Source organism: Novosphingobium sp. ZN18A2 (assembly GCF_036784765.1).
GTDB lineage: Bacteria > Pseudomonadota > Alphaproteobacteria > Sphingomonadales > Sphingomonadaceae > Novosphingobium.
Genome location: NZ_CP136651.1, coordinates 1,884,008 through 1,906,068, shown reverse-complemented (window position 1 = coordinate 1,906,068; position 22,061 = coordinate 1,884,008). Strand labels below are relative to the sequence as shown.

20 protein-coding genes and 1 tRNA gene are annotated in these 22,061 nt (G+C 63.7%); 5 read left to right on the top strand and 16 right to left on the bottom strand.

Annotation, left to right across the window (positions count from 1 at the left end; translation table 11 throughout):
* Positions 1-67: 67 nt before the first annotated feature.
* From RXV95_RS09165 to radA, 5 genes are all read right to left on the bottom strand, one after another.
* On the bottom strand, positions 68-1,123 hold the full coding sequence (locus RXV95_RS09165) for an alanine racemase (RefSeq protein ID WP_338465747.1): 1,056 nt from the start codon (positions 1,121-1,123) through the stop codon (positions 68-70).
* Positions 1,113-2,705 carry an MFS transporter gene (locus tag RXV95_RS09160; protein WP_338465746.1) on the bottom strand — a complete coding sequence of 531 codons (1,593 nt, stop codon included), beginning with the start codon at positions 2,703-2,705 and terminating at the stop codon, positions 1,113-1,115. The genes RXV95_RS09165 and RXV95_RS09160 overlap by 11 nt, the downstream gene beginning before the upstream one ends.
* Before the next feature lie 119 nt (positions 2,706-2,824).
* Positions 2,825-3,250 carry an iron-sulfur cluster assembly scaffold protein gene (locus tag RXV95_RS09155; protein WP_338465745.1) on the bottom strand — a complete coding sequence of 142 codons (426 nt, stop codon included), beginning with the start codon at positions 3,248-3,250 and terminating at the stop codon, positions 2,825-2,827.
* 1 nt (position 3,251) lies between these two features.
* Complete coding sequence (locus RXV95_RS09150; protein WP_338465744.1) at positions 3,252-3,794, bottom strand: CvpA family protein; 543 nt, start codon at positions 3,792-3,794, stop codon at positions 3,252-3,254.
* Between the two features lie 12 nt (positions 3,795-3,806).
* Positions 3,807-5,177, bottom strand: coding sequence for a DNA repair protein RadA (gene radA / locus RXV95_RS09145; protein ID WP_338465743.1), 1,371 nt, complete (start codon positions 5,175-5,177; stop codon positions 3,807-3,809).
* 121 nt (positions 5,178-5,298) lie between these two features.
* Here radA and RXV95_RS09140 point away from each other — a divergent pair, with 121 nt between their 5' ends.
* On the top strand, positions 5,299-5,820 hold the full coding sequence (locus RXV95_RS09140) for a hypothetical protein (protein ID WP_338465742.1): 522 nt from the start codon (positions 5,299-5,301) through the stop codon (positions 5,818-5,820).
* 75 nt (positions 5,821-5,895) lie between these two features.
* Here RXV95_RS09140 and RXV95_RS09135 read toward each other — a convergent pair whose 3' ends face one another.
* From RXV95_RS09135 to efp, 4 genes are all read right to left on the bottom strand, one after another.
* Positions 5,896-7,695 (bottom strand): SLC13 family permease, encoded by a 1,800-nt coding sequence (locus tag RXV95_RS09135; protein WP_338465741.1) that lies wholly within the window; start codon positions 7,693-7,695, stop codon positions 5,896-5,898.
* Positions 7,696-7,741: 46 nt separating this feature from the next.
* A tRNA-Leu gene (locus tag RXV95_RS09130) sits at positions 7,742-7,825 on the bottom strand.
* 42 nt (positions 7,826-7,867) lie between these two features.
* Positions 7,868-8,695: an inositol monophosphatase family protein gene (locus tag RXV95_RS09125; protein ID WP_338465740.1), complete on the bottom strand. Its 828-nt coding sequence runs from the start codon at positions 8,693-8,695 to the stop codon at positions 7,868-7,870.
* A gap of 35 nt (positions 8,696-8,730) precedes the next feature.
* Positions 8,731-9,294 carry an elongation factor P gene (efp, locus tag RXV95_RS09120; protein ID WP_338465739.1) on the bottom strand — a complete coding sequence of 188 codons (564 nt, stop codon included), beginning with the start codon at positions 9,292-9,294 and terminating at the stop codon, positions 8,731-8,733.
* A gap of 78 nt (positions 9,295-9,372) precedes the next feature.
* On the opposite strand from efp, the gene RXV95_RS09115 reads away from it, so the two are divergent.
* On the top strand, positions 9,373-9,813 hold the full coding sequence (locus tag RXV95_RS09115) for a hypothetical protein (RefSeq protein WP_338465738.1): 441 nt from the start codon (positions 9,373-9,375) through the stop codon (positions 9,811-9,813).
* A 160-nt stretch (positions 9,814-9,973) separates the two neighbouring features.
* On the opposite strand, the gene RXV95_RS09110 is transcribed toward RXV95_RS09115, so the two are convergent.
* On the bottom strand, positions 9,974-11,926 hold the full coding sequence (locus RXV95_RS09110; protein WP_338465737.1) for an oligopeptide transporter, OPT family: 1,953 nt from the start codon (positions 11,924-11,926) through the stop codon (positions 9,974-9,976).
* A gap of 312 nt (positions 11,927-12,238) precedes the next feature.
* On the opposite strand from RXV95_RS09110, the gene RXV95_RS09105 reads away from it, so the two are divergent.
* Positions 12,239-12,889: an RcnB family protein gene (locus RXV95_RS09105; RefSeq protein ID WP_338465736.1), complete on the top strand. Its 651-nt coding sequence runs from the start codon at positions 12,239-12,241 to the stop codon at positions 12,887-12,889.
* Between the two features lie 24 nt (positions 12,890-12,913).
* Here RXV95_RS09105 and thiE read toward each other — a convergent pair whose 3' ends face one another.
* A complete protein-coding gene (gene thiE, locus RXV95_RS09100) occupies positions 12,914-13,564 on the bottom strand; it encodes a thiamine phosphate synthase (protein WP_338465735.1) in 651 nt (216 codons plus the stop codon).
* A 139-nt stretch (positions 13,565-13,703) separates the two neighbouring features.
* Here thiE and RXV95_RS09095 point away from each other — a divergent pair, with 139 nt between their 5' ends.
* Complete coding sequence (locus RXV95_RS09095; RefSeq protein WP_338465734.1) at positions 13,704-14,093, top strand: hypothetical protein; 390 nt, start codon at positions 13,704-13,706, stop codon at positions 14,091-14,093.
* Between the two features lie 124 nt (positions 14,094-14,217).
* Here the strand turns inward: RXV95_RS09095 and RXV95_RS09090 are convergent, their stop codons facing one another.
* The gene (locus RXV95_RS09090) at positions 14,218-15,123 is read right to left on the bottom strand and encodes a fructose bisphosphate aldolase (protein WP_338465733.1); all 906 of its coding nucleotides are present in this window, start codon (positions 15,121-15,123) and stop codon (positions 14,218-14,220) included.
* 150 nt (positions 15,124-15,273) lie between these two features.
* On the opposite strand from RXV95_RS09090, the gene RXV95_RS09085 reads away from it, so the two are divergent.
* On the top strand, positions 15,274-16,503 hold the full coding sequence (locus tag RXV95_RS09085; protein ID WP_338465732.1) for an MFS transporter: 1,230 nt from the start codon (positions 15,274-15,276) through the stop codon (positions 16,501-16,503).
* Here RXV95_RS09085 and RXV95_RS09080 read toward each other — a convergent pair.
* The 4 genes from RXV95_RS09080 to tkt all read right to left on the bottom strand — a co-directional run bounded on the left by RXV95_RS09080 (position 16,481) and on the right by tkt (position 21,922).
* The gene (locus RXV95_RS09080; RefSeq protein WP_338465731.1) at positions 16,481-17,506 is read right to left on the bottom strand and encodes a DUF481 domain-containing protein; all 1,026 of its coding nucleotides are present in this window, start codon (positions 17,504-17,506) and stop codon (positions 16,481-16,483) included. The two genes, RXV95_RS09085 and RXV95_RS09080, sit on opposite strands and share 23 nt — an antisense overlap.
* Positions 17,507-17,589: 83 nt before the next feature.
* Positions 17,590-18,804, bottom strand: a complete 1,215-nt coding sequence (locus RXV95_RS09075; protein ID WP_338465730.1) for a phosphoglycerate kinase — start codon at positions 18,802-18,804, stop codon at positions 17,590-17,592.
* A 116-nt stretch (positions 18,805-18,920) separates the two neighbouring features.
* Complete coding sequence (gap, locus tag RXV95_RS09070) at positions 18,921-19,928, bottom strand: type I glyceraldehyde-3-phosphate dehydrogenase (protein WP_338465729.1); 1,008 nt, start codon at positions 19,926-19,928, stop codon at positions 18,921-18,923.
* Between the two features lie 23 nt (positions 19,929-19,951).
* Entirely contained in the window at positions 19,952-21,922 is a 1,971-nt protein-coding gene (tkt, locus tag RXV95_RS09065) for a transketolase (protein ID WP_338465728.1), read from the bottom strand.
* Positions 21,923-22,061: the final 139 nt, after the last annotated feature.

The window sequence follows — 22,061 nt, the reverse complement described above, 5'->3', positions numbered from 1 at the left end:
TGCCTGCCAATTGTGCCTTTTCCGGTCATTAGCAGACGCAACATGTGCAGCGCAACAAATCGTCCGCTCAACGCCTGGAAAATCGTGAACCGAGCACCGTGAAGATTTCGTATTGCGAAAGACCGCTGGTGCGCGATGCCCACACCGGGTCGTATTCGATCCCGAGCCAGTCACCTTCGCGCAGGGTTGGAACATCCGATACGTCAACCGCGGTCATGTCCATCGAAACGCGGCCTATGGCGGGAAGCGCCGCTCCTTCGAACGAGAAGCGGCCCTTGTCCGACCACGCGCGCAGATAACCGTCTGCATAGCCGACCGAAACGATCGCGACGCGCATCTCCCTCGTTGCCTGGAACGTCGCGTTATAGCCCACCGTTTCACCGGGCATCACGCGGCGCACCTGCAGCACGGCCGCTTGCGGAAAGGCGACCTGCCGGATGAACGCGCTCATTTCGCGTCGCGGAATACCGCCATAGAGCGACAGGCCGGGGCGCGTCAGGTCGAAATGATAATCCGGCCCCAGCGCAATCGCGGCGCTGTTCGCAAGGCTGAACCGCCGCGCCTTCACGCTGGCACGCGCTTCGCGAAAACGCCCGAGTTGCTGCGCGTTTTTCGGAGCGTCCTCATCGGCGCTGGCCATGTGACTCATCGCGCAATCGACATCGAGCCGGGCAATCAGTGGGTCGCCCAGATCCTTCAATGAAACGCCAAGGCGGTTCATGCCGGTGTCGATCATGAGGTCGCAGGTTCCCCCGCCGCCTTCGATCCACCGGGCGGCCTGTTCCAGCGTGTTGAGCACCGGACGCGCGCCACATTCGCGCGCGAATGCAACCTCATCCATCGTCACCGGGCCGTGGAGGACCGAAATCTCTCCGGCCGGAACGTGCGCCATCACGCCAGGTACTTCCTGCCAGTGCGCCACAAACCAGTCCGCACACCCGGCATCGCGCAGGACAGGAACGACTTGCGGCACGCCAAGGCTATAGGCATTCGCTTTGACCGCGGCACCGGCCTTCCCCGTGCCCGACGCGCGGTCAAGCGCCCGCCAGTTCGCGGCCAGCGCATCCTTGTCGATACACAAACGCAGCGGCGCGGCGGGCGCAGCGGCAGGATCAGGCGGCAATATCGGCATCCTCGTCAGAGAAATCGCGCGGCGGTCCGGAGGGGATACCCCATATGCCGACAACGAAGGCTATCGCGACGAAGACCCACGTGTACCACAACCCGGCATAGGCGTTTCCGCTGCGCGCGACGATATAGCTGGCAATCAGCGGCAGGAAACCGCCGAAATAGCCTGCACCGATGTGATAGGGGATCGACATCGAGCTATAGCGAATGCGCGCCGGGAACATTTCCGCCAGAAGCGCCGCCACGGTGCCGTAAGTCGCGCCGGAAAGCGCGCCCATGACCAGCAGGACGCAAAAGATACCCAGCAGGTTCGCCAGCGGCGGTCGCTGCGTTTCTAGGTCATAACCCTGCGCACCCAGCCACTCCGCAAGCATCGCGCGGCGGGCTTTGGCATCATCCCAGGAATAGGTAGCCAGCGGCGCAGGCGTGTCCCCGATCGTAAGGCTGACGGTATCGGACTTGCCAAGTTCGTAAGGGATGCCTGCCGACGTCAGGTCTTCCAGCAAGCGACCGCACTGCGTTTTCTGGACCTTGGCGAAGGGATCGTAGGAGCAGTCCGGCCCCGCGACGACCACTGGTGCAACCTCTGCCGCCTTGCTGAGGCCCGGATTTGCCAGGCCGCCCATAGCCCAGAAAGCAGGGAACAGCAGCAACAGCGTGAGGGCATAGCCCCATATGATCGGCTTCTTGCGCCCGATCCTGTCAGACAGTCGTCCGAAAAGCACGAAGAACGGCATCGAGACCAGACCGGCGGCGCCGACGACAATCTCCGACGTTGTGGGATCGACGCGCATGGGGCCGTTGAGAAACGAAAGGCTTGAAAAAAAGGCCGTGTACCAGATCGTGGTCAGGCCGCCGGTAACGCCGAACAGGGCAACGAAGATCCGCTTCCCGTTGCCCGGATATGTCATGCTTTCGATAAAGGGATTGCCCGCGATCTCGCCCTCTTCCTGCATCTGGCGGAACACAGGGCTTTCATTCAGTTTCAGGCGCATCCACAGCGAAATGCCCAGCAGGACAAGCGAAAGCAGGAAGGGAATGCGCCAGGCCCATGCGTTGAACACGTCTGCGGGAATAAGGAACCGCGTCGAAAGAACCACGATCACGCTCAGCACGAAGCCGCCAACCACGGACGCCTGAATAAACCCGGTAAAAAAGCCGCGCCGCTTCGGCGCTGCATGTTCCGACACATAGATCGTTGCGCCGCCGTACTCCCCGCCAAGGGCCAGCCCCTGCAGGATACGCAAGGCAATGATCGTGAAGGGCGCAGCCAGTCCTATCGTTTCGGCCGACGGCACAAGCCCGACCCCCGCTGTGGCGATACCCATCAACGTGACGGTTGCCAGGAACGTATATTTGCGCCCCAGCTTGTCTCCGAAGTATCCGAACAGGATCGCGCCAAGCGGCCGGAACCCGAAACCGATCGCGAATCCCGCCCAGACCAGAAGCAGTTGCAGCGTCTGATTGCCCGCCGGGAAGAATGTGCGACCGATAATGCTGGCAAGCGTTCCGTAGATGAAGAAGTCGTACCATTCGAAAATGGTCCCGGCGGACGAGGCAGCGACCACCAGCCTCATATCTTTTGCGCTTATCTGTTCGTAATGGCCCGACATCGCGGCAGCGGCCTCCCTCTCCGCACACAACTGGTAAGACGCTCTAGCTTAGCGCCCCATGCGCTGCAAAGCCCACGTGGCGCTTATTCCTGCCGATTTTCCAGTGCATCGATGGCGGCATCCCAGGCGAGCAGGATCGCCGCGTGGCGTGCGGGATAGGCGCGCGCGTTGTCGAGCAATGAGATGCCGGGCCAGTCGGGCGCCGCCGGATCGCCCGCAAGCCAGGCAGCGATCTGCTGGCGCGCCTGTTTCAGATCGTCGGCGGCCTTCCCTGTTGCCGATCGGGCGAACACTTGCGCGGCGGCTTGGCCGACCGCACAGGCATGCGGCCTGATTCCGATTGCGCGAATGGCACCTGCATCGTCCGTGCCGAGCGCAAGCGCAATGCTGCTGCCGCAACTGCGGGAACGCGCATTGCCACGCAGCGGAAGCCCCTCGTCCCACGGCCAGGCGGAAAGGCCCGTCGCGGCGGCCAGTATTTCGGGTGTATAAAGACCCTTCGCGGACACGTCAGCGGCTCTTCTTTCCGGCGGCCTGCTTCGGCGTTTCGGCACGCATGGCGTCGTCCCGCCGCTGGGAAATCATGGTCATCAGCTCTTCGCTTGCAGCATTGAGGAAGGGGTACGTCCGCCCTTGCGAGATCCAGGTCGGACGCCCCTGCGCACCCCAGACGACATCGTATCCGAAAACGACGATCGCGAACGCCAGGACAACGATGATGAAGCCCTTTATCGCGCCGAAACCGAACCCCAGGACGCGGTCGATCGGGCCGAGGACCGATGTCCTGCTCGCCCTTCCGGCGCTGCGGGCAATCACCTTGGTCAGCACATAGGGCACCAGCATCAGAAGCACGAAAGCAAGCACGCCCGCCCCCGTCTCGCTATCGACATAAGGCGTGATGATCGCCGTCAGCGGTTCATGGAAATAGTGCACCGCGAAAAGCGCGATGCACCACGCCGCAAGCGACAGGATTTCCTCGGTAAAACCGCGAAAGAACCCGCCGACGGCTGCGAATCCGGCCACCGCGAACACAACATAATCGAGACTTGTCATTGTGGAGGGAATTTATGAGCCACCCATCACCCGGTCAACGAGGTTCGGAAGTAAATCCAGACCGGCATAGCGCATTTCCTTCGCCCCGCCATTTTCGCAGCCCGACGGCCCAAATGCGCAATCGAATCCCAGCTTGGCCGCCTCTTTCAACCGCGTGGCAGCGTGAGCGACCGGCCGCACCTCTCCGGCCAGCGAAACTTCACCGAACCATATTCCCGATTGCGGCAAGGGCCGATCGGCCAGCGCAGAGACAAGCGCGGCTGCAACGGCGATATCGGCGGCCGGATCGGACAGCCGGTATCCCCCCGCGACATTCAGATAGACTTCGGCCGACGAGAAATTGAGTCCGCATCGCGCCTCCAGCACGGCAAGAAGCATCGCCAGCCTTCCATTGTCCCAACCGACAACGGCGCGGCGCGGCGTCGCCCCGCTGGCAAGGCGAACGGTCAGCGCCTGGATTTCGACCAGAACCGGTCGCGTGCCTTCCAGCGCGGGGAAAACCGCACTACCGGCCACCGGACTGTCTCGTCCTGACAGGAACAGCATCGACGGGTTGGCAACTTCTTCAAGGCCCTGACCGGCCATTGCGAAAACGCCGATCTCGTCCACAGCGCCGAAGCGATTTTTCAGTGCGCGCAGTATGCGATACTGGTGGCTTCGTTCTCCCTCGAAGCTCATCACCACGTCCACCATGTGTTCCAGCACACGCGGACCGGCGATGGCGCCGTCCTTGGTCACGTGGCCGACAAGAACCAGCGCGGCCCCGCTTTCCTTGGCGTAGCGTATCAGCTCGAATGCGCATCCACGCACCTGGCTGACGGTTCCCGGCGCACCTTCGATCTGGTCGGAATGCATGGTCTGGATCGAATCGATGACCAGCAGGCGCGGTGCACCCGTCCGGCCAAGCGTTGTCAAAATGTCGCGAACCGACGTGGCGGATGCGAGCCGGATCGGTGCCTTGCCCAGGCCCAGGCGGTCCGCCCGCAATCGTACCTGGTCGGCTGCCTCTTCCCCGCTGATGTAAACGACATCTCCACCGGAGGACGCGATCCGGGCGGCAGCCTGCAACAGCAGCGTCGATTTGCCGATCCCCGGATCGCCGCCCATCAGGACGGCGGAACCCGGCACAAGGCCACCGCCAAGCGCGCGGTCGAATTCCGCCACGCCAGTGGAAAGGCGACGGGGCAAAGCAACAGGCGAATCGAGCGAGACGAATTCGAACGCCCGCCCTCCCCCGGAAAGATCGTGCTTTGCAGAAAACACCGTTTCGGGCGCTTCTTCGGCGAGCGTGTTCCATTCCGCACAATCGGGGCACTGGCCCTGCCATCTGTGGGAAATACTGCCACAGGCCTGGCAGACATAGCGGCGTTTGGGCTTGGCCATATGCTGTCGATAGTTGGAACATTTGAGGAACGCAAGCCCGCCGCACTGTCGCTGGCCACGAAATCCTAACCATGTTCGCAAGCCCTGTCGTTAATTTCCGTTTGCCAAATACAGTCACCTTATGAGTGTTATAGACGGACCCGTTCTGGGCATCAGCCCGAAGATGTATCGGCACTTCGCGATCGCCACGATCGCGATTGCCGCAATCGTGGCGATGTTCGCCGACGACAGCCACCGACAGGCCGTTGCCGCCAACATTCACCAGCGCGAACGCAAAGTCGCCCTGCAACGGCAAGAGCGCGACAAGCTGGGCATCACCTACAAGGTGGGTGCCACGCCGAAGGAGCCTGCGCATTGGGGCTCTGAATCACCGGGAAATTTTGGATCGCCCACGATCCACGTCGCCGGCGACGGCGGCAGCGCGGTCTATTCCACCGCGGCGGACTTCGGTCCGGGCGGCCATCTCCAGATCGATCGGGCCGCGATTGCCAGGATGACGCCCTTGCAACGCGCGGCCTATTTCAAAAGACTGGAAGAAGAACGTCGCAGGGAAGAGGCGGAAGGCCCGTCCCGCCCGACGGAAGCCCAGGTCGACAGCCTGATTGCCGCATCGGCCGCGCGTTCAGGGGCCGATGTTAACTAAACCGGCGGCGCCAAGGTGACACCGCTACGTGCCCGGCACCGCCTGACTCCGGGGGAATCCATCCAACGAGACGGGTCAGAGCTGGAACTTCACTGCAAGAAGGATCGATAGCGTGACGACCATCAGGCCGATCAGCGGCACGCCCATGCGCACATAGTCGCGGAAGCGGTATCCGCCCTCGCTCATGATCAACATGTTGGTCTGGTATGCAATTGGCGTCGCATAGCACAGGTTGCAGCCGAACAGGACGGCAAGGATCAGTGGCTCGGCCGGTAAGCCCAGCTTTTGGGCGATGTTGAACGCGATAGGCGTGCCCACCGTTGCCGCTGTTGCGTTGGAAGCGAAGTTGGTAAGCAGCGTGCTGAACAGCATGATCGCCGCCAGCACACCCGCCGGCGGCAGGAATTGCAGAACGGCGGCGAACACCTGGCCCAGCCAACCCGCCGCGCCGCTTTCCAGCACAAGACGGCCGACCGCGATGCTCGCCGCGACGAGAACGATGACCTTGGCAGACAAGGCTTGGCCGATCCGGTCGAACCGCACACACCCGGTGATCAGCATGGCGATGGACCCGCCCAGCGCGGCAATCGCAATCGGCAGGATGCCGATGGATGCGGTGAAAACCGATCCGAACATGATGCCAAGCGCCAGCAGCGCCTTGGAACGGCGCGGAACTTCACGGAAACTGTCAAGCAACAGCAGGCTGTCCGCTTCGGCAAAGTCCTGCAAGCGGCGCATGGTGCCCATCGCCAGAAGCACGTCGCCTTCGCGCAGCGTCTCGCGCGCGCCGGGATAGCGCGGCTGCGAGATCATGCCGGTGCGTGCCGGTTTGTGGATACCAAGAATCGCGACGCCGTGGTTTTCGCCTATGCCGGACGTTTCCAGTGTATGGCCGACAAGCCGCGAATCCGCAGTCACCGCCAGTTCGGCGACAACGACGACTTCACCATGGCGACTTGCCTCGTTGGTGATCTGTTCGAGAATCCAGCCCGGTGCCGCCGCGCCTTTCAGCAGGCGGATCGCCTCTTCCAGCGCTTCGTGCGTTCCGGTGATGCGGACATCCTGCCCTTCGGCCAGCGGCAGGGAAAGTTCGGGATCGAGCTCGCTGTGTTGCGGCAGGCGCTTGCGCACTTGGTCCAGCGGCTTGCCGATCAGGTCGCTTCCCGCGCCGACGCGCAGGCGGCTGATGAAGCGGCGCTGTGCAATCTCTTCCGGCCCGCTGTTGTCGGGAAGAAGGCGCGGCGCGACCAGCCAGAGATAGGGCAACGCGACCAGCGCCGCTATGGCCACGATCGGCGTGAAATGGAACACGTTCATGTGCGGCATGCCAAGATCGCTGGCAATCGACACCACAAGCAGGTTGGTCGACGTGCCGATGGTCGTCGCCATACCCCCGATCAGGACGGCGGCGTTGAGCGGCATCAGCGTTTTCGATGTCGGCATGACTCCGCGCGTCGCAAGCTGGACGAAGATCGGCAGCAGCAGAACCAGCACCGGCGTATCGTTGATCATCATCGACAGGCCGAATGCCATCAGCAGGGAAAACAGCATCCCCAACTGGCGGTTGATCTTCCACACGCGCTCTACAAACCGTGCCGCCGGCTCAAGTGCGCCGGTCGTCACCAGCCCGCGCCCCATCACCATCAGAGCGCAGATCGTGATCAGGGCGTAATGGCCGAATCCCGAAAAGGCGAGTTCCAGCCCTTCGGTGGGGGCACCGCCGGGAAGCGGATATACGTATAGCACCAGCGCGATAAGCGCGATGGTGAGAAGCGAAACGATTTCTACCCCAACCTTTGCCCGGGCAAAGGCCCAGAACATTGCGACCGTGATCGCCATTGCGATCGTCGCGTGGAGCGAGGGGATATAGGCCATCACCCGTGATCTACAGGTCCGCCGGTCAAACGCCAATCTTCGACGATGGTGCCCCTGGCCCGACTCGAACGGGCACGTCTTTCGACAAACGATTTTGAGTCGTTCGCGTCTACCATTCCGCCACAGGGGCACGGGATCGGCGCGGGGTTCCTACCCGCGCCGCGACATTGCATCAAGCGCCCGTTTTCAATGCACCGGCAACAAGTTTGTGCAGGCGCGAGTGAAGATTGTCGTTCGCGGCCAGAACCGTCTGGTCGCAAATGGCCAGCGACCGGCCGCGATAGTCCGAAACGAACCCGCCCGCTTCACGAACCAGCAGGCATCCGGCCGCGGTATCCCACGGAGAAAGCGCGCTTTCCCAGAACCCGTCGTAACGCCCGGCGGCAACCCATGCGAGATCCAGCGCGGCCGACCCGAAGCGACGGATGCCCGCGACGCGGGGCGCCAGTTCGTGATAGATCTTCGTCCATTCGCCCATGTCGCCGCGCCCCGAAAACGGGATGCCTGTGGCAACCAGCGATTCGTCGAGATGGCGGCGACCGGAAACGCGCAGCCGGCGGTCCTGCAGCCACGCGCCGCGGCTCTTTTCCGCCCAGAAGCTCTCATCGGTCATCGGCTGGTAAACCAGGCCGGCCGTCACTTCGCCCCAGCCAGAACCGTCCAGCTTGGGCTCCTGCACGGCAATCGAAATCGCGAAGTGCGGAATGCCGTGAAGAAAATTGCTGGTGCCGTCGAGCGGATCGATGATGAAACGCGGCTTTCCTTCCGCGCCCTCGATCTCGCCCGCCTCTTCCATCAGGAAGCCCCAGTCGGGCCGGGCGCCGCGCAGTTCGTCCCACAGCGTGCGCTCGGCCGCCATGTCGGCCTTGGACACGAAGTCCGCCGGCCCCTTGCGGCTGACCTGCAGGTGTTCGACTTCGCCGAAGTCGCGCCGCAAGCGCTGCCCCGCCTTGCGCGCGGCGCGTTCCATTACGCGGATGAGGCCCGATATGGCTGCCATCGAATTGTTCCGTTCGTCCAGAGCTTGTCGAAGAATCAGTCCGCCTTGCGGACGTACGTCTTTTCGTAAACGTCCACGACGATGCGCGTGCCGCTTTCGATATGCGGCGGCACCATAACGCGCACACCGTTGTCCAGCACGGCAGGCTTGTAGCTGGAAGAAGCAGTCTGCCCCTTCACCACGGCATCGGCCTCAACGATGGTCGCTTCCACCTGTTCGGGAAGCTGCACGCTGATCGGACGTTCTTCCCAAAGTTCCAGCAATACCTGCATCCCGTCCTGCAGGAACGCAGCGGCATCGCCCAGAAGATCGGCGGGAAGCTGGATCTGTTCGTAATTGTCGATATCCATGAACACCAGCTGGTCGCCATCGGCATAAAGGTACTGATAGTCCTTGGTATCCAGACGCACCTTTTCGACCGTGTCGGCGCTGCGGAAGCGCACATTGGTCTTGCGGCCGTCGATGAGGTTCTTCATCTCGACCTGCATGAACGCCCCGCCCTTGCCCGGCTGGGTGTGCTGTGTCTTGGCGACCTTCCAGATGCCGCCTTCGTATTCCAGGATATTGCCCGGACGGATGTCCACGCCGCTGATCTTCATGATGGAAAGAGCCTTCGTGTGTGAAGAAGTGAGCGCGGCCCTTACCCTCTGCCGCCGATTGCTTCAAGCGCGATGGGCGTGCTAGCGCCATCAACCACGATGATTGCTCCTCGCGCCTTCGCCATCGCCCTGTTGCTGCCCTTCGCGGCGGCCCTTCCCGCGCACGCGGTGCCGGGCGGGCAGTTGAAGACGCTGGAGACGGGGCGTTGGTATTGCGAACTTCCCGGCGATGCGCAGGCGCGACCGGTTGCGCAGCCCGATGAGGATTTTATCGCCGTACCCGATTCAAGCTATCGCCTTGCAGACGGCCAGACCGGAACATACCTGCGGCTTGGCACCGAGGTAGTGATGACCAGCGGCCCGCGCGATGGTGTGCGCTATCGCCTGCAATCCGAAGCGACGATGCGCAAGCTGGATGCGTCGGGCAAGGAAACCCCGCTTCGTTGCGTGCGCGCGGGCGATCCGGCCGCCAACCTTGTGGATCGAAACGATCCGGCCGGAGACGAAACGGCGCACTAGTGGTCCGATTCTGACATTTGCATCCCTGCCGGCTGGGTAGCGACAAATGTCAGAATCTTTTCGGACCACTAGCAATATTATGATTCTAGTGGATTTTTCGATTTTGACATTTGCAAACTCGCTATCCGGCTGGGGGGAAGCAAATGTCAAAATCAAACCACTAGCCCGCCGCCTGTTCCACCGGCGCCGATCCATCGCGCCGCATTCGCCAATAGACATAGCCCACGATAGCGGCGAACACCGCGAAGCCGAGCGGCGCGGCACCGGCATAGCCGCCCGTTATCGCCAGCACGTCCGCATTGTTCGTTGCCGCGACGATGGCCGCGTAAACGATGTTGAACAGGCTATCGCCCACGATCAGGCCGGTGGCGGTAAGTACGCCCATCCGCTCCGCGAATTCGGGATCGCGCTGCTTCCTTGCCCAGTTGTTGTAAAGGTGCCCGGTAACCGCGCCGACGACCACCAGGATCGTCAGCGACATGGGCAGGTACATCCCCATGCCCACGGCGAGCGGGGGCAACGCGCCCTTTCCTGTCTTCCGCAGTCCTTCGTCCACGATCACCGCCACAACGCCGATGGCCGCGCCAATACCTACAAGGTTCCAGTCGAGGCTTCCGCCCAGCACGCCTTGCGCGATGGCGGAGATGAGCGCGGCCTGAGGGGCGGCCAGCGCATCGGGGCCGGCGCCCGGCGCGCCCTGGAAGCCGAATGTCGCATTGAGAAGGTCAAGCGTAGGCGGAATGACAATCGCGCCGAACACCACGCCCAGCACCAGCGCAACCTGCTGCCGCCAGGGTGTCGCGCCCACAAGCTGCCCGGTTTTCAGGTCTTGCAGGTTGTCGTTGGATATCGTCGCCACGCCGAACACGATGGCCGTGACGAACAGGGCGAAGGCCACCAGCGCCTGAGTATCGCTGGCCGAACCGCCGCTTCCGAACAGCATCAGGAGCAGGAGGGAAATCCCCAGAGACGCAAGGATGCCCACGCCAGAGATCGGGCTGTTCGATGCGCCGATCAGGCCAGCCATGTATCCGCAGACGGAAGCGATGACGATGCCGGCGACGAGCACATAAAGAACCGCCATCCCCAGCCCCAGGCCCAGCGCATTGCCGACCGGCCCGCCCATCGCGAAGTCTGCCAGCAACAGGGCTATCGGGATCATCGACAGCACGATCGTCCCGCCGACGATGCCGATGGGCAGGTCGCGCTCGGTCAGTTCCAGCCCTTCGAACCCGCTGCCCTGCCGCGCCCGGTTTGCCGCCATTGCCCCGGCGATGCCGCGCGCGATCGGCCCGATCACGCGCAGCAAGGTCCAGATTGCCGCGATGCCGATGGTCCCCGCGCCGATGAAGCGCACTTTCTGGCTGAATACCGTGCCGACGAAGCCGGCAAGGTCCATTCCCGGCGGCGGACCGCCCGCCGTCAGAACCGGCAGCGTGACGCCGAAACTGATCGCGATGCCGACCAGCATGGCGATACCCACGGCAAGCCCGACCAGGTGCCCCACACCCAGCAGGGCGAGCGATAGACTGGCGCCAACTGTCGTCCCGCCGCGACCGAACGGCACGATGGCAACGGCCTGCTCTGCCACCAGCTTCATCTTCGCGAGCAGCGGGAAAAACGCGGACAGCAGTCCACCCGCGGTAACCGCCGCAAGCCCGCGCCGGTTCTCTTCCTCGCCGCCGACACCCGCGCCGACTTTCAGCACTTCGGCTGCTGCAACGCCTTCGGGATAGGGAAGGTCAGACCCGGTCACCAGCGCGCGGCGAAGCGGCACCGAATACATCACGCCAAGAATGCCGCCGATGCCGATCACCGCCACCGATTCCCAATAGGGGAAGCCCGTCCACCACCCGATCATGATAAGGCCCGGCAGCACGAAAACGATCGCCGAAAGCGTGCCCGCCGCGCTGGCAATCGTCTGGACGATATTGTTTTCCTGTATCGTCGCGCCCTTGAAAAAGCGCAGTACGGCCATGGATATCACCGCCGCCGGGATCGACGTTGCAAAGGTGATGCCGATGCGCAGGCCAAGATAGACGTTGGCCGCAGTGAACAGCAGCGTCAGCAGCGCGCCCAGGATCACGCCGCGCAGCGTAAGTTCGCGAGTCATGGTTGAAATGCCCCCTCCCGGCACGGCCGGCGAATCCAACATAAGTTGACGGTGTTGACGGTGTCCCCGGCAAACGTTCCGAAGCCGCCCAGAACGCCTTCGAACGGGCGGCTTTCGGACGAATTGCGGACGGCGGGCAGGATCATCGGCGAAGTGATGGCACGATGCGCAGATATAGGAAAGTGTGAGCGTGCCCCGCCGCACATGGTCCGCCTCGCTTGCCCCGCCCTGTTGATCGACCGCAAATCGAAACCTGTCCGCTTCGGTATGAAGATCGTGTATTGTTTGTCTTGCCGATCAAGGAGAACGTCCATGCCGATTCTTCGCGTAGCCCTTGCGCCGATGGCGCTCATGCTTGCGCTGTCCGTTCCCGCACCCGGCCAGGCGCAGCCATCCGGCACTTCCGGACGTTCCCCGCAGGGTCACAAGCAGCAGGATCGCAACTCGCAGCAGCGGGTGAAAAAGCAGTCCACGCCGCACAACCAGACACGGCAGGCGCCGCCGCCAAGGGCGCAACCCGCGCCGCCGCGCCAGAGCAATCAGCAAACACGGCGCACAACAGCACAGAAGACAGAGCAACAGGCCCATCGCCGCGCCGATCCCGCGGTCAGGCCATATCCCGGCCAGCAAAGCTATCGCATCGGTGTGCGGCCGCCCGTTGTGCAGCAACGCCATGACGCGCAACGCGACCGCGACTGGTATCGCCACACCTACCGTGCGGAAAAGCGTTATCGCATTCGGCCCTATGTTCGCCCGCGCGGGTGGTATGCCTATAACTGGGCGCTGGGCGAAATCCTGCCGCCGCTGTTCTGGGCGCGCAGCTACTGGATTGTCAGCTACTGGCTATATGGCTTGCCCATCCCGCCCGTCGGCTGCATCTGGGTGCGCTACAATCACGATGCCCTGCTGATCGACCGTCGTACCGGCGAGATCATCGAGGTGATCTACGACATCTTCTATTGAAGGTGCCATTCGCGGCGTGAAGGATCAGTCGCTCGCGAATGCGCCCGCAACCGGCGCATCGGCCATCGCGCGTTCGAAGGCGCGGATGGCTTCGGCCTCGTCCCCGCCCCACACGGCGTGGCTTACCGCAAGGAAATCCGCCCCGGCGGTGACCAGCGGTGCGCAGTTGGCGGGCGTAATCCCGCCAATCGCGACGCAGGGTAGTTCGAACAGCGTTGACCACCACGTCAGCAGATCAGTTTCCGCGTGGTGTCTGGTGTCCTTCGTCTCGCTGGGGAAAAACGCCCCGAACGCGACATAGTCCGCCCCCGCTTCGCCCGCTTCCATCGCAAGATGACGGCTGGCGTGGCAGGTCACGCCGATCTGCGCCTCTCGACCCAGGCGCTCTCTCGCTTCGCGCACTTTGCCGTCCTTCTGGCCAAGGTGCACCCCGTCCGCGCCAAGCCGCCGGGCCAGCGCGATGCTGTCATTCACGATAAAGGCCACGTCCCGGTCCGCGCAGGTCCGCTGCAACGGTTCGGCCAGGCGCGCGGCGGCGTGCTCGTCCAGGTTCTTGACACGAAACTGGAACGCGGCCACCGGCCCGGCATCGAGAGCGCGGGCAAGACGGTCGGGAAACGCACCGCCGACGTCGAGCGGCGAAATGAGGTAAAGCTGGCACGAGGTTTCGGACATGGCGCGATCCGATAATGCAATTGTCCCGCCTTGCCGAGTCCCCGCGTCAGATCCGCAACATGGGCATCGCGCGGATCGCCGTCGCGGGAACGCTGGCCGTCGCGGGAACGCTGGCGGCCCCTTGCGGGTTGTTCGCCATATGAAGCCGGCCCTTCCCGTCTGCGCGCTGTTTGCCCTGCTTGCAGGATGCAGCACGCTTCCCAAGGATATCCGCAACGATGGCTATGCCCATCTGGCCGAAGCGACCCACGCCGGCCCGCTGATCGTGCGGCCCGACCAGGTGGACGAGGACAGCCGCTGCGCCGAGGGCACCCAATGCGTGTGGGCGGGCCGCGTGCGGATAGAGGTCAGCACATGGTTCGGCGGAAAACCGGGTTCTGCGCAGATGTACCTGGGCAAGCCCGTGCCCATGGCCGGCGGCGAACTCACGCTCGACAGGGTATTCCCGGAAAAGAGCGTAAAGCACCGCATCCGGCCCGAACAATACGTGTTCCATTTTACGTGGACGGCGGCACCGGCCGCGTCCTGACAGCCTACGCCCGGAATGGCCACCGGCTTGCAAAGAGAAAGGCTCCCCCTTCCGTTTCCCGGAAGTGAGGAGCCTTGCCTTTCCGCTCCCTCAAAACTGCAATCGGGGCATCGCGCCCCGTGGCTTACGCCGTGACCGCTGCCTTTTCGGTCGAACCCCTGTAGATTTCGTCAATAGCCGAACCCAGCGCCGAATCAAATTCGGCGTCGCTCATCTGCGCGCGCAGGTCTTCCAGCAGTGCGCGGCTGAAGCTGGCGATGACACCGCGGTTCTTCGAAAGCTCGACGCAGGCTTCGGGGCGCTTGTAGCCGCCGGAAAGCGCAACCACGCGCAGCACCTTGGGATGATCCACCAGCGGATCGAAGGTGCCCGGCTTCACCGGCAGGCTGAGCTTCAGCATCACCTGCTGGCCTTCGGGCAGAGCATCCAGGTTCTTCAGTATTTCCTCAAGCAGGATCGCATCGCACTCGGCGCGCGTATCGCTCTTGATGTTCACTTCGGGTTCGATGATCGGCATCATGCCGTGGTCAAGGACTTTGCGCCCGATCTCGAACTGCTGCGCCACGATGGCGGCGATGCCTTCGCGGTTGGCGGACTGGATGACCGAACGTTCCTTCGTCCCGAACACGCCCAGCCCCTTGGCGCGGGTAAGCAGCGCGTCGAGTTCGGGCATCGGCTTCATCATCTGGACGCCGTTGGCTTCGTCTTCCAGGCCCTTGTCGATCTTGATGAAGGGAACCACACCCTTCGCGACCAGCGCGCGGGGAACGGGCTGCCCGTCAACCGAACCGTCCATCGTGCGTTCGAACAGGATCGCGCCGATCACCTTGTCCCCCGTGAAGGCCGGGGAACGGATGATCCGGCAACGCATGTCGTGGATCAGGCCGAACATTTCCGCATCGCCGTTCCATGCGCCATCCTCGATGCCATAGCCCTTGAGCGCCTTGGGAGTCGAACCGCCCGACTGGTCGAGCGCGGCGATAAAACCCTTTCCTTCGGCAATCTTGGCTGTCATCTCGGCAGTCTGCATGGTCGCTCCCTGGTTCGGCGCATACGTATGTTCACGGCGCGCCCTTACCCTTTGCCGGGGATTTGTGCAACTGCGAGGGAACCACGCGCTTGCCGGCGCATTTGCGGAACATTCCATGCCACCAAGTCCAGCATATCGCGGCCCGCGATCATGAGCGAAGCCGAACCTGGCACCGCGCCTGTGCGCCCCATGTCCGGCGCGCTTGTGCTGCTGTTCGCCATGGCCTGCGGGACGATGGTTGCCAACATCTATTACGCGCAGACGCTGGTCGAAAGGATCGGTCCCGAACTGGGCCTGTCAGACGGGGTATCGGGCGCGATCACCACGTTGACGCAGCTTGGCTATGGCGTGGGGCTGTTCTTCATCGTCCCGCTGGGCGACCTGTTCGAAAACCGGCGCCTTGCGCTGCTGACGCTGGGCGGCACGATCCTTGGCGCGCTGGGCATTGCGGTGTCGGCCAACGCGGCCACGTTCCTTGCCGCTTCGATGGTGATGGGCATCTGCGCAACCGGCGCGCAAGTGCTGCTGCCGCTTGCCACCCATCTTACCCCGCAAGACCGGCAGGGCGCGGTGATCGGACAGGTGATGAGCGGGCTTTTGGCCGGCATCATGCTGGCGCGCCCGATGGCCAGTTTCCTGACCGCATGGCTGGGCTGGCGCGCCGTGTTCGTCGTTTCGGCCGGTCTGATGGCGGCCATAGGTATCGCGCTGGTGCTCGCCTGCCCGCCGCGAAGGCCCGAGGGTGAGCGGCACTATGGCCGGCTCCTGCGATCCACGCTGGGGCAATTCGCCTATCATAGGCGGTTGCGGCTTCGCGCGTTCTACCAGGCGATGCTGTTCGCCGCTTTCAACCTGTTCTGGACCGCCGCGCCGCTTGTGCTGATCCACGGTTTCGGTCTCACGCAGCATGGTGTCGCGCTTTTCGCGCTGGCCGGTGCAGGCGGTGCGCTGGCGGCGCCGCTGGCCGGTTCTCTGGCGGACAAGGGCCACGGCTATGCACTTACGTTCGCGGCGCTTGGCATTGCCGCTCTGTTGTTCCTTGCCTGCGACCTGCTGGTTGCCGGCGGCAGCCTGATCGGGTTCACGCTGGCCGCCTTCCTGCTGGACGGCGCGGTGCAGGTGAACCAGATCACCGGCCAGCGCATCATCTTCGGCATATCCGCCGACAGTCGCGCAAGGGTGAATGCCGCCTATATGACCGCGATGTTCGTGATCGGCGCAAGCGGTTCGCTGCTGGGCACGGCCAGCTATGCGCACGGCGGATGGCGCGGCGCGGCGGTGACGGGCGCAATCCTGGCGGGCGTTGCCTTCGCCGCCTTCATCCTGTTCGACCGCGGCGCCAGCGGGTCAGAAGGGTCTAGAACCCGTAAACCAGCGTGACGCGAGACAGCGTGTCGACGCTTTTCGCGCCGTCCGCCGGATCACTTTCATAGTTAAGCTGCCATGAAAGCCGCGCGGAAAAGCCGCCGCCCAGCTTCGAATCGAGCGCGCTGACCGCGTTCACCGTCTTGTCGCCCGAAGCCAGCACCGCATCGAGCGACTGCGTGAAGGTCAGCAAACGCGCGATCCGCCACTTGTATTGCGCGGCCGTCAGCAGGCTGAGTTGCGCATCGCTGGGGCCGGTGGTGTAATTGGCAAAACGCCAGGCCGGGCCGGCCTTTACGTCCAGCGTCATGCTGTTCGAATCGATCAGGCGCGAACCGAGGCCGCCGGAGATCGAGTAACGCTGTTCGAACCCCTGGAACGGATCGCGCTCGAACTGGGCAAGGCCATAGACGAACATGTTGCCGTCGAACTTGCGGTTCGGTTCGTAAGAGAACTTCATCTGGTTGCGGCTCACCACGCCGTCGCTGCGCTGGTAATCCACGTGGCCGCGAATCTTGTGGCGCCAGTGCAGGCCTTCCTTTTCAAGGCTGAGCCCCAGGCTGACGCCGAGCGCATTGGTGTTGCCGCTGGACTGGAACGCGCCGAACTGGCCTTCGCCCTTCCATGCATCGAAGAACCTTTGCGAGGCGAGACGTTCGCGTTGCCGTTCCTTCCTCGCCTTCTTGTGCTCGGCTACGGCCATCGTAACGGTTTTCGCGCTGTCGGGCGCCACCTGGGCGATGTAGCGCGCGATCGTATCGACGTCTTTTTCATTGCCGCTGGCGATGGCGGCATCGAGCATTTTTTGCAGGTCGGGTGGCAGCGGCGAATCGGGCTCATTCCCCGCCTCTTTCGCGCAATCTGTGGGAGCAACGGAGCCGCCCGGTCCGCCGCATTGTGCGGGATCGCCGGATGGAACGGCGGCTGGTGCGCCAAGCGGTGCGGCAGGCTCTTCGGCATGGGCCACGGGCGCCCCGAAAAGGACGGACAGTGCAGCAGCACCTGTCAGATAACGCATGGAATCCCCGAAACGGCTTTGGAACGGCTTTGTTTCCAGCGACCTAGCAACGATTTTCCCAAAGGCCAAGCAGGCCAGGTCGCTCAGCGCGCTTCCAGCGCCTTCACACCCGGAAGCTCCTTGCCTTCCATCCATTCGAGGAAGGCACCGCCCGCTGTCGAGATGTAGCTGAAATCCGACGCCACGCCCGCATGGTTGAGCGCGGCGACGGTATCGCCGCCGCCCGCGACGGAGATCAGAGAGCCTTCGCGCGTCAACGCCGCCGCGGTCTTCGCCAGCGCCACGGTCGCCGCGTCGAACGGCTGCGTTTCGAACGCGCCCATGGGGCCGTTCCAGACCAGCGTGCGGCAGGTTTTCAGGACGTCGCCCAGTGCCTCCACCGCCTGCGGGCCGACGTCCAGGATCATCTCGTCTTCCGCCACTTCATGCACGTTGCAGGTGCGCAGCGACGGCGGATTGGCGGCAAATTCCTTCGCCACCACGACGTCATAGGGCAGGTGCACGGTGCAGCCCGAGGTATCGGCCGCATCCATGATCGCTTCCGCGGTTGCCGCCAGGTCATGCTCGCACAGCGACTTGCCCACGTCCACGCCGCGCGCGGCAAGGAAGGTGTTGGCCATGCCGCCGCCGATGATCAGGTGGTCGACCTTGCCCACAAGGTGCTGCAGCACGTCCAGCTTGGACGATACCTTGGCCCCGCCGACAACGGCGGCCACCGGCTTTTCCGGGTTGTCCAGCGCCTTGCCCAGCGCCTCCAGCTCTGCCTGCATAGACCGGCCGGCATAAGCTGGCAGGACATGGGCGAGCCCTTCGGTGCTGGCGTGCGCGCGGTGGGCGGCGGAAAACGCATCGTTCACGTAAAGGTCGCCATTGGCGGCGATCGCCTTGACCAGATCGGGGTCGTTCTTTTCCTCGCCCTTCCAGAAACGGGTGTTTTCCAGAAGCGCAATGTCTCCCGGACCAAGGATGCCCACCGCCTGCGCAACGATCTCTCCGGCGATTTCGGGCACGAACATCACTTCGCGGCCCAGCACGTCCTCTACCGCGTCAAGCACCATGGAGGTCGACATCGTCGAATGGCGTTCGCCCTTCGGCCGCCCGAAGTGCGCCAGCAGAAGCACCTTCGCGCCCGCATCGGCCAGTTCAAGGATCGTGGGAGCAGAGGCCCGCACGCGCGTATCGTCGGTAACGGCCCCGTCTTGCATCGGCAGGTTGAGGTCGACGCGCACCAGCGCGACCTTGCCCCTGAGATCATCGAACCGGTCACCGATGTCGTCGAGCGTGCGGAACCTTGCCATTCATGGCCTCCGGATTTCCCCGTCCGATCATCGAAGGGGTCAAGGGTGAGCAAATGCGGGGGAAGACATGCAGGCCCGCCCCCGGCCCCTCCCGCAAGCGGGAGGGGAGAGTTTTGTTAAAGGAACGACGCCATCAGCCCGGTGGTATCGATCATCCGGTTGGAGAAGCCCCACTCGTTATCGTACCAGCTGACGACGCGCGCCAGCTTGCCTTCCATGACGGCCGTCTCAAGGCTGTCGACGGTCGAACTGGCGGGCTGGTGGTTGAAGTCGCTGCTGACAAGCGGCTGGTCGGTATAGTCCAGCACGCCCTTCATCTTGCCTTCCGCGGCCGCCTTCAGCGCGGCGTTCAGTTCTTCCGCGCTGGTATCGCGGCCCGGAACGAACGCCAGGTCGACCAGGCTGACGTTCGGCGTGGGCACGCGGACAGACGAACCGTCCAGCTTGCCTTTCAGTTCGGGCAGCACCAGGCCGACCGCGCGCGCGGCGCCGGTGGTGGTGGGGATCATGTTCTGCGCACCGCCGCGCGCACGGCGCAGGTCCTTGTGGATCTGGTCGAGCATGCGCTGGTCGTTGGTATAGCTGTGGATCGTGGTCATGAAGCCGCGTTCGATCCCGACCGTATCGTTCAGCACCTTTGCCACCGGGGCAAGGCAGTTGGTGGTGCAGCTCGCGTTCGAGATGATATCGTCGTCCGCCGTCAGCGTTTCATGGTTCACGCCGAAAACGATGGTCTTGGAAACCCCGGTCGCAGGCGCGGAGATGATCACGCGCTTTGCGCCCGCCGCGATGTGCGGACGCGCGGCTTCGTCCGACTGGAAGAAGCCGGTGCATTCCATCACGATATCGACGCCCATGTCCTTGTGCGGCAGCTTGCCGGGATCGCGCTCTGCCGTGACGTGGATGTGCTTGCCGTTGACGACAAGGTCATTCCCGTCGGTTTCGATCTTGCCCGGAAAGCGGCCATGCGTGCTGTCGAACCCGAACAGCAGTGCGTTCGATTTCGTGTCCGACAGATCGTTGATCGTCACCAGTTCGAGATCGTGATCGGTGCGCTCCAGCAGCGCGCGCGCAACAAGCCGGCCAATACGTCCGAAACCGTTGATCGCAACTTTGGTAGCCATACTGTGAATCTCCGGGAAAGCGTTTACTTGAGCTTTGCAGTAACCTGCGGAACGATTGCGTCGGCCGTGAAGCCGAAGTGCCTGAACAGATCCTTGGCCGGGGCCGAGGCGCCGAACTGGTCCATGCCGATGGTCAGGCCGCCATCGCCGACATATTTCTGCCAGCCCGTGGTAACGCCCGCCTCGATAGAGACTTTCAGCGCATCCGCAGGCAGCAGGTCGGCCGTGTAGGCGGCATCCTGTTCGTCGAACAGTTCCCAGCACGGCATGGACACCACATCGGTTCCAATACCCTTGTCCTCAAGCGCGGCGGCAACTTCCTTCGCCAGCGACACTTCCGACCCGGTGGCCAGCAACACGACCTTGCGCGCCGCGCCCGCAGCAACAAGGCGATAGGCGCCCTTCGCGCTGAGCATATCGCCATCGTGGCGCAATTGCGGCAGGTTCTGGCGGGTCAGCGCAAGGACCGAAGACACGTGCGGATCGCGAATCGCGATGCGCCAGCACTCTTCCGTCTCGATCACGTCGGCCGGGCGGAACACCCGCAGGCGCGGGATCATGCGCAGGCTCATCACGTGTTCGACCGGCTGGTGCGTCGGCCCGTCCTCGCCCAGCCCGATCGAATCGTGCGTGAGGACATAGACGACGCGCGTGTGCTGCAACGCCGACATGCGAATGGCATTGCGCGCATAGTCGCTGAACACCAGGAACGTGCCGCCATAGGGGATCACGCCGCCGTGCAGCGCCATGCCGTTCATCGCCGCGGCCATGCCGAATTCGCGGATGCCATAGTGCATATAGCGCCCGCCATAGTTCGTCGCGTCCAGCGTGGGCGTGAACTTCGTCCTGGTATTGTTGGACCCGGTAAGGTCAGCCGAACCGCCCAGCAGTTCGGGCACGCGCTCGGTCAAAACGCCCAGCGCCATTTCGGATGCCTTGCGCGTGGCGACCGTCTTGTCGTCTTCCAGCCAGCCCGCGAAGCCTTCTGCAATCGTGCTTTCGGGCGGCAGCACGCCGTCCATGCGGCGGGTGAGTTCAGCGCCCTTGTCGCTGGCGGCCAGGCGCTTGGCCCATTCGGCATGGGCGGCCTTGCCCGGCTCTCCGGTCGCGCGCCAGCTTGCCGCGATATCGGCGGGGATTTCAAACGGAGCGGCGGTCCAGCCCAGCATTTTGCGCGCGGCGGCAACCTCGTCCTCGCCAAGCGCGGCACCGTGCACGTCGTGCGTGCCTTCCTTGTTGGGGGCGCCCTTGCCGATGATCGTGCGGCAGGCAATCAGAGAGGGGCGGTCGTCCGCCATCGCTTCGCGGATCGCGCGTTCGATTTCCGCGGGGTTGTGCCCGTCGCAACTGACCGTGTGCCAGCCCGATGCGTCGTAGCGGGCCAGGATATCCTCGTTGGTGGAAAGGCTGGTCGATCCGTCGATGGTGATGCGGTTGTCGTCCCAGAACACGGTCAACCGGCCCAGTTTCAGATGCCCGGCAAGGCCGACCGCCTCGTGGTTGATCGCTTCCATCAGGCAGCCGTCGCCCGCGACCACCCATGTGCGGTGATCGACAAGATCGTCACCGAATTCGGCATTCAGGTGGCGTTCGGCGGCCGCCATGCCTACCGCCATAGCAAAGCCCTGCCCCAGCGGGCCGGTCGTGGCCTCGACGCCGGGCAGCATGTCGTTTTCCGGGTGGCCGGCGCAGGGGCTGCCGAGCTGGCGGAAATTGCGGATGTCGTCCATCGTCGGCTGTTCATAGCCCGACAGGTGGAGCAGCGCGTAAAGCAGCATAGAGCCGTGGCCCGCCGAAAGCACGAACCGGTCGCGGTCGGGCCAGCGCGGCGCCGATGGATCGAACTTGAGAAACTTCGACCACAGCACCGTCGCCACGTCGGCCATGCCCATCGGCATTCCCGGGTGCCCGCTATTGGCCGCCTGCACCGCGTCCATCGCCAGCGCACGGATTGCGTTGGCCATGGGGGCCAGCGCCTTGGTCTCGCTCGTCATTCCTCTGGTCGATCCTTCCTGCCGCCTGAAAGCGCCATTTTGCGCGATTCGCCGGGCGACGCCTCTTTGTCCGTGGCATGGGGGTGCGTCAAGTTAGCGGCCCTTACGCGCGGATAAGAGGACGTAAACGGTGGACAAC

Bases quoted from the DNA above. Each gene is read 5' to 3' on its own strand.
- RXV95_RS09160 (WP_338465746.1), bottom strand. From the start codon at position 2,705: ATGAGGCTGGTGGTCGCTGCCTCGTCCGCCGGGACCATTTTCGAATGG.
- RXV95_RS09150 (WP_338465744.1), bottom strand. From the start codon at position 3,794: ATGACAAGTCTCGATTATGTTGTGTTCGCGGTGGCCGGATTCGCAGCC.
- radA (WP_338465743.1), bottom strand. From the start codon at position 5,177: ATGGCCAAGCCCAAACGCCGCTATGTCTGCCAGGCCTGTGGCAGTATT.
- RXV95_RS09140 (WP_338465742.1), top strand. From the start codon at position 5,299: ATGAGTGTTATAGACGGACCCGTTCTGGGCATCAGCCCGAAGATGTAT.
- RXV95_RS09135 (WP_338465741.1), bottom strand. From the start codon at position 7,695: ATGGCCTATATCCCCTCGCTCCACGCGACGATCGCAATGGCGATCACG.
- RXV95_RS09125 (WP_338465740.1), bottom strand. From the start codon at position 8,695: ATGGCAGCCATATCGGGCCTCATCCGCGTAATGGAACGCGCCGCGCGC.
- efp (WP_338465739.1), bottom strand. From the start codon at position 9,294: ATGAAGATCAGCGGCGTGGACATCCGTCCGGGCAATATCCTGGAATAC.
- RXV95_RS09110 (WP_338465737.1), bottom strand. From the start codon at position 11,926: ATGACTCGCGAACTTACGCTGCGCGGCGTGATCCTGGGCGCGCTGCTG.
- RXV95_RS09105 (WP_338465736.1), top strand. From the start codon at position 12,239: ATGCCGATTCTTCGCGTAGCCCTTGCGCCGATGGCGCTCATGCTTGCG.
- thiE (WP_338465735.1), bottom strand. From the start codon at position 13,564: ATGTCCGAAACCTCGTGCCAGCTTTACCTCATTTCGCCGCTCGACGTC.
- RXV95_RS09095 (WP_338465734.1), top strand. From the start codon at position 13,704: ATGAAGCCGGCCCTTCCCGTCTGCGCGCTGTTTGCCCTGCTTGCAGGA.
- RXV95_RS09090 (WP_338465733.1), bottom strand. From the start codon at position 15,123: ATGCAGACTGCCGAGATGACAGCCAAGATTGCCGAAGGAAAGGGTTTT.
- RXV95_RS09085 (WP_338465732.1), top strand. From the start codon at position 15,274: ATGAGCGAAGCCGAACCTGGCACCGCGCCTGTGCGCCCCATGTCCGGC.
- RXV95_RS09080 (WP_338465731.1), bottom strand. From the start codon at position 17,506: ATGCGTTATCTGACAGGTGCTGCTGCACTGTCCGTCCTTTTCGGGGCG.
- RXV95_RS09075 (WP_338465730.1), bottom strand. From the start codon at position 18,804: ATGGCAAGGTTCCGCACGCTCGACGACATCGGTGACCGGTTCGATGAT.
- gap (WP_338465729.1), bottom strand. From the start codon at position 19,928: ATGGCTACCAAAGTTGCGATCAACGGTTTCGGACGTATTGGCCGGCTT.
- tkt (WP_338465728.1), bottom strand. From the start codon at position 21,922: ATGACGAGCGAGACCAAGGCGCTGGCCCCCATGGCCAACGCAATCCGT.